This window comes from uncultured Vagococcus sp. (assembly GCF_963518325.1).
GTDB lineage: Bacteria > Bacillota > Bacilli > Lactobacillales > Vagococcaceae > Vagococcus_D.
This window is the reverse complement of record NZ_CAUQJB010000003.1, coordinates 184,602-198,087: the sequence shown is the minus strand read 5'-3', so window position 1 is coordinate 198,087 and position 13,486 is coordinate 184,602. Positions and strand designations below refer to the sequence as shown.

General features: G+C 37.5%; 16 protein-coding genes. 2 read left to right on the top strand and 14 right to left on the bottom strand.

Features of this window, described 5'->3' with window-relative positions; genetic code table 11:
• Positions 1 to 431: 431 nt before the first annotated feature.
• From RWN13_RS04285 to RWN13_RS04265, 5 genes are all read right to left on the bottom strand, one after another.
• A complete protein-coding gene (locus RWN13_RS04285; protein WP_314060800.1) occupies positions 432 to 653 on the bottom strand; it encodes a hypothetical protein in 222 nt (73 codons plus the stop codon).
• 1,108 nt (positions 654 to 1,761) lie between these two features.
• A complete protein-coding gene (gene efp, locus RWN13_RS04280; RefSeq protein ID WP_314060798.1) occupies positions 1,762 to 2,322 on the bottom strand; it encodes an elongation factor P in 561 nt (186 codons plus the stop codon).
• Positions 2,323 to 2,562: 240 nt separating this feature from the next.
• Positions 2,563 to 2,838, bottom strand: a complete 276-nt coding sequence (locus tag RWN13_RS04275) for a nucleotidyl transferase AbiEii/AbiGii toxin family protein (protein WP_314060797.1) — start codon at positions 2,836 to 2,838, stop codon at positions 2,563 to 2,565.
• Entirely contained in the window at positions 2,831 to 3,328 is a 498-nt protein-coding gene (locus tag RWN13_RS04270; RefSeq protein ID WP_314060796.1) for a hypothetical protein, read from the bottom strand. The genes RWN13_RS04275 and RWN13_RS04270 overlap by 8 nt, the downstream gene beginning before the upstream one ends.
• A 27-nt stretch (positions 3,329 to 3,355) precedes the next feature.
• On the bottom strand, positions 3,356 to 3,724 hold the full coding sequence (locus RWN13_RS04265) for a hypothetical protein (RefSeq protein ID WP_314060794.1): 369 nt from the start codon (positions 3,722 to 3,724) through the stop codon (positions 3,356 to 3,358).
• A 733-nt stretch (positions 3,725 to 4,457) separates the two neighbouring features.
• On the opposite strand from RWN13_RS04265, the gene RWN13_RS04260 reads away from it, so the two are divergent.
• Together RWN13_RS04260 and RWN13_RS04255 are read left to right on the top strand one after the other, a co-directional pair.
• Positions 4,458 to 4,682, top strand: coding sequence for a helix-turn-helix transcriptional regulator (locus tag RWN13_RS04260; protein ID WP_314060792.1), 225 nt, complete (start codon positions 4,458 to 4,460; stop codon positions 4,680 to 4,682).
• A gap of 209 nt (positions 4,683 to 4,891) precedes the next feature.
• Positions 4,892 to 5,434: a dihydrofolate reductase family protein gene (locus RWN13_RS04255; protein ID WP_314061008.1), complete on the top strand. Its 543-nt coding sequence runs from the start codon at positions 4,892 to 4,894 to the stop codon at positions 5,432 to 5,434.
• A 47-nt stretch (positions 5,435 to 5,481) separates the two neighbouring features.
• Here RWN13_RS04255 and RWN13_RS04250 read toward each other — a convergent pair whose 3' ends face one another.
• The 9 genes from RWN13_RS04250 to RWN13_RS04210 form a co-directional block, all read right to left on the bottom strand.
• On the bottom strand, positions 5,482 to 6,888 hold the full coding sequence (locus tag RWN13_RS04250) for a HAMP domain-containing sensor histidine kinase (protein WP_314060790.1): 1,407 nt from the start codon (positions 6,886 to 6,888) through the stop codon (positions 5,482 to 5,484).
• Entirely contained in the window at positions 6,869 to 7,516 is a 648-nt protein-coding gene (locus RWN13_RS04245) for a response regulator transcription factor (protein ID WP_314060789.1), read from the bottom strand. Before RWN13_RS04245 ends, RWN13_RS04250 begins: the two co-directional genes overlap by 20 nt.
• A gap of 33 nt (positions 7,517 to 7,549) precedes the next feature.
• The gene (locus tag RWN13_RS04240; RefSeq protein ID WP_314060788.1) at positions 7,550 to 8,143 is read right to left on the bottom strand and encodes a glycoside hydrolase family 73 protein; all 594 of its coding nucleotides are present in this window, start codon (positions 8,141 to 8,143) and stop codon (positions 7,550 to 7,552) included.
• Between the two features lie 180 nt (positions 8,144 to 8,323).
• Positions 8,324 to 8,689: a DUF1304 domain-containing protein gene (locus RWN13_RS04235; RefSeq protein WP_314060787.1), complete on the bottom strand. Its 366-nt coding sequence runs from the start codon at positions 8,687 to 8,689 to the stop codon at positions 8,324 to 8,326.
• Positions 8,690 to 8,707: 18 nt separating this feature from the next.
• A complete protein-coding gene (locus tag RWN13_RS04230; protein ID WP_314060786.1) occupies positions 8,708 to 9,337 on the bottom strand; it encodes a nitroreductase family protein in 630 nt (209 codons plus the stop codon).
• Between the two features lie 22 nt (positions 9,338 to 9,359).
• Positions 9,360 to 9,788, bottom strand: a complete 429-nt coding sequence (locus RWN13_RS04225; protein ID WP_314060785.1) for a MarR family transcriptional regulator — start codon at positions 9,786 to 9,788, stop codon at positions 9,360 to 9,362.
• Between the two features lie 195 nt (positions 9,789 to 9,983).
• The gene (locus tag RWN13_RS04220) at positions 9,984 to 11,405 is read right to left on the bottom strand and encodes a leucine-rich repeat protein (protein WP_314060784.1); all 1,422 of its coding nucleotides are present in this window, start codon (positions 11,403 to 11,405) and stop codon (positions 9,984 to 9,986) included.
• 12 nt (positions 11,406 to 11,417) lie between these two features.
• Positions 11,418 to 12,008 (bottom strand): hypothetical protein, encoded by a 591-nt coding sequence (locus tag RWN13_RS04215; RefSeq protein ID WP_314060783.1) that lies wholly within the window; start codon positions 12,006 to 12,008, stop codon positions 11,418 to 11,420.
• On the bottom strand, positions 11,998 to 13,332 hold the full coding sequence (locus RWN13_RS04210; RefSeq protein ID WP_314060781.1) for a WxL protein host-binding domain-containing protein: 1,335 nt from the start codon (positions 13,330 to 13,332) through the stop codon (positions 11,998 to 12,000). The genes RWN13_RS04215 and RWN13_RS04210 overlap by 11 nt, the downstream gene beginning before the upstream one ends.
• Positions 13,333 to 13,486: the final 154 nt, after the last annotated feature.

The following is a 13,486-nucleotide window of genomic DNA, read 5'->3' as shown; positions in this document are numbered from 1 at the left end:
TATTTCATTAAAATGAATCTTAACCACTATTTTTTCACATATAAATAATAAATCGTTTTCACTACTCATTATATATTCTTTAGAATAAATTTCAAGCCTCTTTTTCATCAACTATTAGGCCTCACCTGTTAGTTTCTACGCCTCTTTAGATTTGCCCACTCTTACCTATTTAACATTTTTAACATCTAATTGATAGGTTAAGAGAATCGATTCTTTTTTCTTACACGTATTAGAAAACAACCACACTATTTATCCTGTTAAAAAGGGAGCTTTAAGGTGGATAACATCGGTGAATTAATAAAAAAAATAAGGCTATCCCCTAAAATATCTTAGTTAAACATTAAATCTATCAGTCGGATTTCTCTCTCAGTTTGAACGTGGCATCACCACTATTGCAGTCGAGCATTTAGTTAAAATAGCCACTTTTTTGTCTAATTTTTTAGCCTCTTTTTCAGCTTCTTTAATTCATTGCAACATGTCTGCTTGGCGAACTTTGAACAAACGGATTTCTTTTTAGACAACAAAAAAGACTCTACTTCGCGATGAAATGAAGTCTTCTCTTCTTTTGCCATATCCGATTCAAACAAGGTTTCGTATTCACCTGTTTTAAAGGCAGTTTTATCACCTACTAGTAGCGAGCCGTTATAAAACATTTAGCATCACCTACTTTTTAATGCATTTTGTTTCACCATACCTTTCCACACTGAGGTCATTAACAGAAATATGACATAATCCAATCTCTTTCGGTTGTTTCTCGATAGCTTATCGGCTATTATAAGATTATTGATAAGATCGTAACCTTTGATTGGGTAACAAGACCAAATGGTACGAGTCTATTTGTCGAATTTTACTGACTTTACGCGAAAAATACCCTAAGTCATATACTCAGAATCTTCACCTTAATTAATCATTTCTCAAAACAACTTTCATGTGATTGTTTAATCTTCGTCACACTTACTTCATATTTGCACGTTAATATATATGTATACCAACAAACAACCCTAACAAACTTTTTCATTATTTACCCTATGGTATCCCTTGTCTCTAATTGCTAACCTTATTTCTTAGTGGTTTACCGCTTAAAATAAAGGTCAACGTAGCAAAGCAATAAGAACAACGGTTCCTCCAAAGTAAATAAAAATCTCCTGCCCTCAGCCTCCAACTGAGGGCTATTTTTTGGCCTTAATTACATAAAACACTTAAAAAACAAACAAAATCATGATAAAATAACCCTGTAGAAAAGTTAACAGATGGTGGCTAGCTTCCCTTTGTCACACAAAAGGAGGTGATGCTTATGATAAAAAAAATAAGTACTCCCTTACTCTTTCAAGAAAGGGAATACTATGTCAGTATTCGAAGCATTAACACTGGCCATTAGTTTGGCACTGTTAGTGATCGCGATATTGAGTTTTAATCAAGACAAGTAACCATCCTCTAAGCTTTGACAAGTCTGGATGGCTACTTGTTCCCGGCTAGTCACTGATCTTTTATCAGTTCTACTAGGAGTCCTGTTGACGCAGGGCTCTTTTTACACATTTAGTATATCAGCTTTTTGATTTTTTTTCAAATTTTCACACGACTATTGTATCAGAAAAACCAGGACTTTCCCCCTCATACAACTAACCGTTAGTCGAAGCATGATCAAACAATCCTGCGCATCATTAATGATACGATGTATACATCCCATGGCCATCCTCTGGAAAACAGATAGTCTCTAAACAGACGCTTAGGATCAAAGTCCCAAGCGCCTGTTTTAGAGAGTTATTTAATACGTTTTTGATACGTACCTTCTGAGGTATTAATTTCTAGTTTTTCGCCTGCTTCAATAAAGTCAGGAACGTTAACGACTAAACCAGTTTCCATAACAGCTGGTTTACCAGAACCTGTTACAGTTGCACCTTTGATTGACGGTTGTGTTTCAGCCACTTCTAAAATAACAGTTGATGGTAATGTAATCCCGATTACTTCATCGCCATAAAACTGAATTTTAACTTCCATGTTGTCCAACATGAATTTCAGTTCATCTTCGATGATCGCTGTTGGGATTTCATATTGTTCATATGTTTCTGAATCCATAAAGTTAGCTGTATCATCTTGGCTATATAAATATTGAACGTCTTTGTTTTCGATGAACGCTTTTTTCACTTTTTCATCTGGGCGCATCGTTGTTTCAGTCGTGGCACCTGAACGAACATCCTTTAATTTCATACGCATTACAGTGTTACCTTTACCAGGTTTGTGATGACTTGCTTCCATTACACGGATTAATTTTCCGTCTTGTTCAAAGGTCATGCCGGCCTTTAGATCGATTATTGCTATCATAGTATGATCTCCTTTTTCTTGAAAATCTGCCGTTTAGTTTCTCTAAACAACAGGCTTCTTTATCTGTAGAGTGCTTCATTTCTCAAAGCTCTCCAACAAAAACAATTCTCACTTATTGTAACAAACTTATGGCGCTTATTCTAGGGGTAACTGCTTGCTGGAATAAATTTTGATCTTAAAAGAAGAAAAAACACTGACATTAAACAGGCACAATAACACTATTTTCTTCTTTTTTAACGATTAAATTCCAACTCCAACTCCTTCAGATATTTTACTCATGCTACCTTCACCATGACGAAAAGAAACATCCAAGTCTTTAGTAGATCGCAAGCCTTCTGAGTACATAATTCCCATCAGATAGCCGCTCTTTAGAATAAAATTGTGGCGATACTCAGAAATCGACAATCGATATAAAAATCGTTCAATACCAAATTTAACAGAAAATAAATCATCAGTCATTTCAGGATGATTCTTCATATATTGTTTTCTCAACTCTTTAAACCGCATATTATTCATAGTTCAACAACACCTCAACAATCGGCTCCATCTTCTCCCATACACCTAGCTTTTTGGCTTTTCTCTTAAGCTTTTTAGGACTATAACCTGTTGAAGAAAAGTATTTACTTAGAATTTTGGACTTTACATCATGATCCATCTTATATCTCTGATGGAAAAAGTCACAAATAGTTCTTTCCCTATCGGTAATCGGTATATAATTTCCTAGACTAGTTGCAACATATTCCACTTCTTCACTTTCAATCAATTGCCTTGATCTAACAATGCTCATTTCTTCTCCGTAAATAGTTAGTCTCGGATTATAGTTGTTTTCTACCGTAGCGTGAAGAAAATAGGGATAAACATCTGACAGACTATGATAATAAAGGGCTGTTTCATGTGAATACACCAGTTTTGGATATTTTTTCGACAAAATAAACGCTACATCTTCTGGTGCAGATTCCTTTTTAAAAACAAAAGGGACAATGATTTCATAATCATTCTCAAACATTTGCTCATTTAAAACATTCTCTGTTTTTTATTCGATTTCAAAGGGCTGCCCTATTTTATAAATTATGCCTGTCTTCTCATCTACTGTCATGGTTCCATCAATATAATCTGATGAATGATGCAAATAATAAGTTAAAAACGTATCAAAATAAGATAGCTGCCCCATTTGTTTACCAGTCATTGCTTTCTTTAGAATAGCCTCTAATGCTAGCAATTCTTCGTTATCCAAAACTGCACTCTGTAATTGTTTTAGCAACAACTTTTGCTTGGTTAAAGGTAATTGAATACTTGGAAGTTTCTTGGTTTCTTCATTTTCACCATTGTTTTTTTGCAATTGATCAATAAACTCAAACTCATTATAAATCGTCTTTAAAGTGAGATTAACATTTCCAGACAACGTTACCACCTCCGTTACCTCACTATAACACTTTTGAGGTAATGATAAAACGTACCTCAAAAAATTAATTAATTGTTACTTTATCCAAGTTAAATGATGCCAATAATGAAATAAATAGTTTTACACAAATTGAGTTTTTCCACACTCATTTTCATACTATAGCCTAATTTTTTCTTTTTCTTGCAAGAGTTTTATCTTCTGTTCTAAAGTTTCCATACTGAACTCAAAACTTTCATAAAATGTATGAAAGATTCTTGCTTGTGAATGGAACTCTCTCATAATTTTCTTCTTGTTTAGTGGAATTGCTTGGTTTTCAAAAAAAGTATTTATCAGCTTCAACTTTTTCTCCTTTCCAACTTATTATGCGATATTCGCATAAAGCTTGCTATGTTAACAATCATACTATAAACTCTTCATGAGGCGATTTTATGTATGATTGAATTTGTGTGTTTCGTGAAGATTCAAATTTAACCCAAAAATTAATTGGTTTAATAGTTAAAAGTTATCTAAACAGCTTACTCTCGTTATGAAACTGGAAAGTTGAATATCCTTAGTCAGTCATTGAATAGACTTCCCTGATATCCCTAACGCAGTGATTATCTAAGACGATTGACGAACCAGAAGAATCCCTATCCTCAAAATTCCAACTATTTCCACTTACATTTTATGCGATATTCGCATAAAAACCAATATGCTAAAAGCGCATAAAGTAAAATAACTATGAGGTGATTTTATGTACAACCGAATTCGTGCATTGCGTGAAGACAATGATTTAACTCAAGCACAACTTGCTCAGCTACTAAATATCAGCCAAACAACTTACTCTCGCTATGAATCTGGAAAATTAGATGTTCCCAGTCCATTTCTGATAAAGTTAGCGAACTTTTATTCAACAAGTATCGACTATCTTGTAAATACCACTGACTGCAAAGCTCCTTATGCAAAGAAAAATAAATAGATATATATCATCATATAATTAGAACAGATAGTTCTACTGGTCTATTGGCTCACCTTCACATCTTAGTACTCAGAATTGAATGAGATCGAAGCATTGCATAGTAACTACTTAACAGGAACTATCTAGGAAAATTAATGATAAAAGCAATTGTAATGCTAAAAAAGGTTGACTACAATCAATCACTAATTATCAAAGAAAGTAGGGAAATCATGACACGAAAGATTATTTTTTATGGCGCCATCAGTCTAGATGGTTTTTTAGCACGGGAAGACCAACAATTGGATTGGTTATTTGAGACACCAGGTGGTGAAGACACTGCCTATGATGATTTTATTCAGCAAATTGACACGACGATTATGGGCCGTCATACCTATGAAGAAGTCCTTTCCAAATACAGTGGTCCTGAATTTATGTACAAGGATAAAACCAATTATGTCTTTTCAAACGCCCTTCTTGGCCAAACACCGGCAGAGCCGTCTGTTAACTATGTGGCAGGTGACATTGTGCCTTTTATCAAATCCTTAAAACAAGAAGAAGGCAAAGGAATCTGGTTAGTTGGCGGCGGTGCCTTAATCAAGCCATTGATTGAAGCCAATTTAATTGATGACTGGTACATCCAAATTGCTCCGGTCATTCTTGGAACTGGTATTCCTTTATTTTTTGACAGTCAGGCCGATCTGCGACTTGAGTTAGTAGACGTTAATCGCTATCAACAATTTGTTGAGATGCATTATCGCAAAATAGAGAAATAACACAAACAGGCAAGCCCATCATTAGATGACTGGCTTGCCTGCTTTTGTTAATGAATTGATTCAATTAACTCAAATACTACCGTGACACTGAACCGTCGATCATCGATGTTAATCACACCCTTTGTCCCATGTTGAGTCAAGGCATGTTCCACAATCGATAGACCTAAACCAGTTCCCGTCAACTCTTTATTTCGTGACTCCTGACCTACAACAAAGGGTTGCCAAAGTTTACTAAGATCCACCAACGTCTCGTGGCTCTCAGGCAGCTGATTGCTTATCTCAAATTGCAAGTTTGTGCCCACTTTTTCCAGCTTAATCTCAATCACATTTCCCCCGTAACGAATCCCATTACTTAATAGATTATCCATAACCAAACTTAAGAGATACTCGTTCCCTAGAACAACGGCTTTCTTCTTCTGCCATTCAAAATTAGCCGCCACACGCAATTCTTTTTTCTCTAGATGGGCTAAAGACTCAAAATCAGTCAGCTTACTCTTTAAAATCGCTAATAAATCAAGAGGGACTAGTGGGAAATCCAATTGACTAGTCTTGCTGAAAGCTAGCATATCAGAAACAATTTTATCCAGTTGCTCCGCTTGTTTTAAAATAACCTGATGGTAGGTGCCATCATCGATGCCATCTTCAATCCCTAAAGCATAGGCCTGAATTACAGCGATCGGTGTTTTTAACTCATGGGTTAAATCCGCTGTTAATTGGCGAATTTGTTGATTTTGCAGGTTTAAGCGGGCTTGATTTTGTTTCAAGGCTTCACTCATGACATTAAGACTATGAGCCAAGTCCCCTAATTCATTGGCAGGGTAATCTGAGATGGTCACATAGTCCAGTTCTGCGATTTTTTCTGCACTCTCCTTTATCACTGTTAATGGCTTTAACAACTGCTTAGTCGTCAAATAAATCAAACCCATGCCCACTACTAAAACCAAACCTAGTGAGATGAAAAAGAAGCGATTCATGATGGCCGCTGTCTCAGAGAAATGGGCCATTGACCTTCCTACCACTACCACTTGTTGATCAACAATAGCCAACTTAGCAAGATAGGATGACTTCTGTTTTAGTTGATCGTAATTCCGAGTAATCTCTGGTGCCCCCTTTTCCAAAGCCTCTAAACTCTCTTCACTGACCCAAAACCGATTAAGGGCAATCCCCTTGCGCTTCATTTTTAGCAATAAATCATCGTTCAGATCATCTAAGACAAATTTATCTGGTTCACTGGTGACAATCGTTACCCCGTAGAGTTGTTCAATCTCTTCCCGATCCCTGTCCCCCTTTTTAAACGCCTTCATGGCCAATTCCACATTTTGATCAATTTGAAAGGCATAGTAGTTCGGCAGAAAAAAGTGTGTTAAGACCAGCAAACCAATAAAGACCATGGCTAACACACCAAAAAGAATAAGACTCAGTCGTATACTGATTTTATACTGTCGCTGTTTCAATCTGATACCCCACTCCTCTAATGGTTTTAATCGTTTCAAAGCCAATCTTTTCCCGCAATCGCTTAATATGGGTATCTACGGTTCGGTCATCCCCGTCGTAATCCATGCCCCAAACGTGAATGAGCAACTGCTCTCTAGTTAATATCTGATTAGGATGTTGAACAAAAAATAACAGCAAATCCGCCTCGATTTTCGTTAAAGCAAGAGCTTGTCCGTCTATAAGAAACTCTCGTTTAGGGAAATCAAAAAAGCCCTTACCGATTGCCACCTGTTCTTCCACGCCTAAAAGTTTTTTGACGCGTAGCAACAAGACTTGGGGGTGGAAGGGTTTTGTCACATAGTCATCAGCCCCTAGCTTTAAGGATTCCAACTGATCCTCGTGAAGATTCTTGGCTGTTAGCATCAGAACTTTAATCTTACTTTGGGCCTTGATCTCCTTTAAGACCTCCAGGCCACTCTTTTTCGGCATCATCCAGTCAAGAATCGCCAAATGAATTTGCTGCTCATAAAAAATAGCCAAGGCCGCCTGACCATCGTCAGCCACAAATACCTGATGCCCTTCTTTTTCTAAATAACGCTTCACGATGTGCTGCATATCTGGATTATCTTCTGCCAATAAAATATTCATGCTCTCGCCTCCAAGGAATGATTGCCTTTTTATTTAGGAATCATACTGACTCAATTCAAACTGTTCGATCAATTCAATTAATTTATCGGCATAGCGGGGATCTGTGGCATAACCGCCAGCTTGCAGGGCTATGGCTGCCTCACGATAATCAGTGGCACTTAGGACCGGTTGGTAACTCGCCCCTTTTAAAAAGGCCAGATGATCTTCCATCGCCTGCTGAACATTGTCGTATTTTTTAAACTGATCATCGATGGTAATTCGCTCACCGTCAATATATTCATCTGTTTTCATTATAACAGATTGGCTATTATGTTCACCTTTGACGCCAAAAAGATTGTTGGCTGACTTAGCCAAATCACTTTGCCCCCAATCAGATTCTAAAATTGCCTGGGCAATGATAATACTTGGAAAGAGCTGAGTTTCCCCGTGTAAATTCTGGGCTGGCCCAGCTACTTCGTTAATAAACTCCCCTTGATAGGCAGTTGAGTACAACTCATCATAATAACTTTCCCAGTTAGGTTTCGGTTTATCCACTAGTTTAACTATGCCAATAATGGCCACAATTATGACTAAAACAGCAATTAACCAACTACTGCGCTTTATTTCATTTTTAATTTGTGCATTCATCTTTATTCCGCCTCTTTCTTTTAGATCCAGTGTCCATTATCGCTGAAATAGCTAACGTTGCAAGTATAATGGCCCTTCTCTCATCTCTGATTACCCTTATCATAAATCATCAATGTGACAACAGTATGGCAAAAGAAAAAAACTGATAGCTCGATTGATTCGAGTCTACCAGTTTTTTGATTAATTAACTATTAAGAGACTGATTAAAGCTAAAATAGCTGGGCCACCTTGTTTGAGAATGATGCTCTTTGAACTGGTCAAACCACCGTAAACAGCGGCAACAGTGACAAATATCATAAACATCGTGGCGATTTCAATACTATTAGCTGAAATGAACAAGGCATAAAGAATGCCCACAGCGAACAACCCATTGTACACCCCTTGATTCTTGAAAAGGGTTTGAATCATCGGTTTGTTTAATTCCTCTGGCGACACATTAAAGGTCTTCGCTGTTTTTGAAGAACCTGTAGCAAATGTTTCTAAATACATGATATAAAGATGTTCCAATGCGACAATTAAGCATAAGATTAGTGAGACGATTGACATGCTAATTCCTCCCTTTTCTTATTTCCAAGTTGTGAATTTTTCAATAGGTAAGCGAATAGAGTTATAGCCAGTTTCAACTGCTTTGCCAATTGAGACGATCATTACTGGAACATAACGATCGGGATCCATCCCTAAGACCTCAGTTAATTCTTTGGCTTCAAACCCGCCAATTGGATTAGTTTCATAGCCATGAGCGCGAGCCACTAACATTAGTTGCATGGCAGCTAAGCTAGCATCAATTTTGACGATATCGTTCATGTGCTCTTTTGGTAAGTTTTGATAGAGTGGCAAGATTGCCGCTAATTGCTGATTTTTAACCTCTTCAGACATCTTGCCTTCTGCTACGGCAGTTTCATAAATTTCCTCTCCGTATTCATAACATTCCAAATCCCCAAAAATCACGATCATCGCCGCAGCTGTTTCATTTTGACGGGTATTAAAGCGAACTAATGGATGCATTTTAGCTTTCACTTCGTCACTTTCTGCAACGACAAAGCGCCAAGGCTGCATATTCACAGATGACGGAGCTAAAGCTGTCTCCGTTAAAATTTCAGTCATCTCTTCTTTCGATATTTTAACTGTTGGATCATAAGCTCTCACTGATTTACGGCCTTTAATTATTTCATTTAAACTTGCATTTGCATTCATTTTATTCGCTTCTTTCTTTTTTTTAGTCCATGGTTGTAATGTTTTGGGAAATAATTCCTAAAACTGATACTAATTCTGTTTTTTGCGCTTCACTAATGCCCTGATAAAATTGTTCAAGGACTTCTTTTTTGTTTGTTTGACACCCTTGAATAATCGCTTGCCCCGCTGGACTTATTTGAACGTAGACTTCCCGATTATTTAGCGGATTTCGCTCCCGTGCGACGTAAGCTTTCTCTTCTAATATCTTGAGATGGCGCGTCACAGCACCTTGATCAATCTTCAATATTTTTTGTAAATCCCCCTGCAAGACTCGCTCTTTTTTTGCTAGTACTTGCAAGATTTCGTAACGTGTTAAGCTAATATCTGTTTTTCGCTCAAAGCACTGAGTCATTTGATTCCCCAAGCTTTTTAAGAGAAACAGCAGCTCTTCCGATTGTTTACTCTGCTCCACCTTCTTCACCTCTAGTCAATTGACTTAACAACTATTGACAAGTCAACGGTTGATTTATCTATCATAACTTGATTTGGGTGAAAAAGCAATTATGTTGTTTCAATAACATCATTAGACAAAAAAAGCTGATCCATTCCTCAACCATCATCATGGTGGTGATTACGAATCAACTATTTTTGACTGTTAATTGTTAGACTACTGAACGTCCATTTCCAACGTCCACTCTACTTGAGTTGTTTGATTACCTACCGCTTTAAAATCAGCTGGGATTGTTAAGGTCGGATTTAACTTAACCTCATAACTACTTGCTTTAGCTGTTCCACCAGTAAATAAATCTTTCTTTGTTTTATTCAGTGAGACATTGCTGACGACCGACGCATTTGTCGAAGTTCCATTCAAAGTCAGATTCATTTTTTTATCAATGTAATTCGTATCCTTGTAATTAACGCCAACTTTCCAGCCAGTGTTTTTATTCGCACGAGTATCCGTCACTTTTATTTTAGAAGCTGTTTGTTCACTCGTCGTTTTGCTCGTTCCGTCTAAGATAATTTCATCAAAGACCATCTTAGCATCTGTCGCGATTGCACCAAAACTGACTGCCCCTACTTCTTGTTTCTCTAATAACTTAATGGTTGCATCTGAAACGCCCGTAGATGGTTTCGGTGTTTCAGTATCTTGTTTCCATTTAGCTGTAAGGGTGATGTTGCCCGTTTCAGCAGGTATCGATAATGTATCTGATTGATACGTAGTCCCCTCACTATTTGCCCAGCCTTCAAAAATATACCCTTCTTTGATTGGAGCTTTAAAGACATTGGAATAGATTCCATTCACTATAGATGAAGTAAAAGTTATTTCTTCTATGTAGTCTCCATAAAATGACTCTACTGATAAGTCTTCTCTCTTAACCAAAGACGTTGGCATTGCAATTTTAGTTAATCCTGAACCAGTAAACACGTGATATGATATAAAAGAAACCGAATTAGGAATATTAATAGTTTTAAGTGATATACAATCTCTAAACAAAGAATTTGATAGGGCGACAAGGCCATTTGGTAATGCTACATTGCTTAGAGATGATGCTCCAAGAAAAGCAGCATCCCCTATCGTTTTGACGCTATTAGGTATTATTATGGATTTCAGTGACGTTGCATAAGTAAATGCATAACTGCCAATTGAAGTTACGCCATCACTAAGTTTAACATTTTCTAATTTAGTTCGCCCACTAAATGCGCTATTCCCAATTTTTAAAACAGTCTTAGGAACACTAATTTCTTTTACTATGTCTGTTTCTTCAGTACCTAGGCCTAAGGCTCCTGTGCCGATTCCAGTAACAGTATATTGTATTTTGGTAGTTGGATCTGTTATTTTTTCATTAATTGTTACTACTTCGGGTAAACCATTTTTTATATGGGACGTAATCACTGCCTCATTTGTGTTCTCAGTTATTGTGTACACAACACCATTAACATTAAACTTGACTGGATCAGCATCTACAGAAGCGGCTGATTCTACCTTTACGTCCATTACTTTCTCAGCTCCAACCTCAGTCCCACCAATCGTTAACGCAACCGCGCCCAAAACTAATACACTACTAAATAAAATAAGATGTTTTTTCATAATGTTCTCCCCTTAAATTTCTGGTGTTAGCGTCCACTCAAGTTTAGCTGAGTACTCGCCACTTGTATTTAATGTCGCAGGAATCGTTAAGGTTGGATTTAAAGTAACCTCTTTCTCTTTGACCCCTGTTTCATATTTTCCGCTAAATACAAGTTGACTACCTGTGCCTACAGTTGGGGCATTGTGAGTATGAGTCCCCTTGCCTGACACATTAGCACTTGCCAGTTTTAAACTCAGACCATTTTTAAGGAAACCATTAGCCGTCGTGGTCGGTGTCACATCTTTGACTTGAACCGTATAGGTACCATCTTTACCTGCTGTTAAATTTTCGCGAGTATCTGTCAATTTTATTCTAGCTGTCCCTGCTGTTTTTTCATTAGCTGTCAGAAGTGCGCCAGTTAATGTTGTATCAGCAAAATTAATTTTGGCACTGGTTGTCACATCAACAAAGCTAATCGCTCCTGAAGGTCCTGGCGTTGTGCCTTCCTTGATTGAGACTGACGCATCAGACGTTCCTGATTCTGCTTTAACGACCATTGGTGCAACTAGCATCACGCTTGCGCTTGCTACCATTAAACTTGTGATTATTTTTTTACTTGTCATCTTTTTTACCTCTTTCTGTTTTTATGAATACGGCCGTGGCACATAACAGTATGACACTTCCTAGTGATACCAGTTGTTTGTTTGTCGATTCACCTGTTTGAGGTAAAATCTTTTTGGGTGTGCTAACTGTTTTACCTGTCGAGGTCTTACCTGTGCTTGGCAGTGAGGGTTGTGTTTCCTCTGTCCCTGACTCTTTTGGCTTAATGAGAATCGTTGCGTCACTCACGCCATTATTGCCTTCAGTTGCAGATACTTGGTAGCCCATAGTCAAGCCTGAAACAGTTAATAAAAAAATTAAGACGTTTCGTGAGTGTTTTTTTGTCCGTTTTCGTTTTTTCATTTTTTTAGTCTCCATTGTGTCTTTTGACTTTTGTTGCCACTTCTTTTGCCGGTACAACAAATACCCTATAACGAACACCGCCGCCACAAATGCTGCTACCAGACCATACATGCCCCAATTCGTTTGCTTCTTAAACACCATTTCATCATTAAGTTCTTTGGCTTCTTTTCCGCTAATCTCAAAGTCTTCCTTCCAGGTCTCATTGAGCCTCTCAGCCTTAGCGGTCAGTTCTAGCCGATATTTACCTGATTTGAACTGATTGGTTCCTAATGAAATCCCATAATCAAAGCTTGAGTTCGGCGCCAACTTCATCGACTCTTGCTTTTCTTCATACACAACATCACCCTTTTGTTTGAACACCTTAGCTTCCAATGTCAGATCTCTTAAAATGGCCGCTTGAGGATTTTGCAAACGGGCTTTAATGACATTCTCAAAACTTTGCTGACCAATGCTAACCCCTTTGAAATTCAGCTTGTTTGGGATAACCGTTTCATTTTGCCAAAGTTTAATCGGAATCACATAAGAAAAAACGTTACTAATCCCTGATTGTTTCTGATTCTCCTCTGATAATTTTTCCGAGACACGTATCCCTCCCAAAATAATTCCTTCAAAGGATTCTCCAGGCATCGTCACAGCAATCTCAGCTTTTCCAACACCGCCACCCTCAACCTCAATCAATTCTACTACTTTTGCCACATCCGTCAGCTTATAGGTAAGTGTCTCGTCATATTTCTTTGCTTCATGCTGATACTCAATGACGCCATGATCATTTGTAATAGCATTTTCCACAACTGTTACGAACGTCATGATCTCTGCTGTGTTGTTATGAATTTCCAATTGCAGTCTTTGTTCATCATTCTCTTTTAATTGAACATCAAAGTAATCTGTTACACCTTCTCGTTGATTTTCAGTTAAAAGTGGTTTTACGAAATAAGCTGCTTGATTATCTTCAGCATAGGAATGGGCTGGTATGATTAAAGTCAAAAGGATTATCAGTAACCATCCTATTTTCTTCCGTATGATTATCACCCCTTTTAAAACTATTGTAACACCCCAATTTTTAAAAGTCTATCTGATTTAGGCTTGTATCTTAATAGTTATGAGACCGAAAGGCCATTCTTTTTTTTAAGCAGCCTTA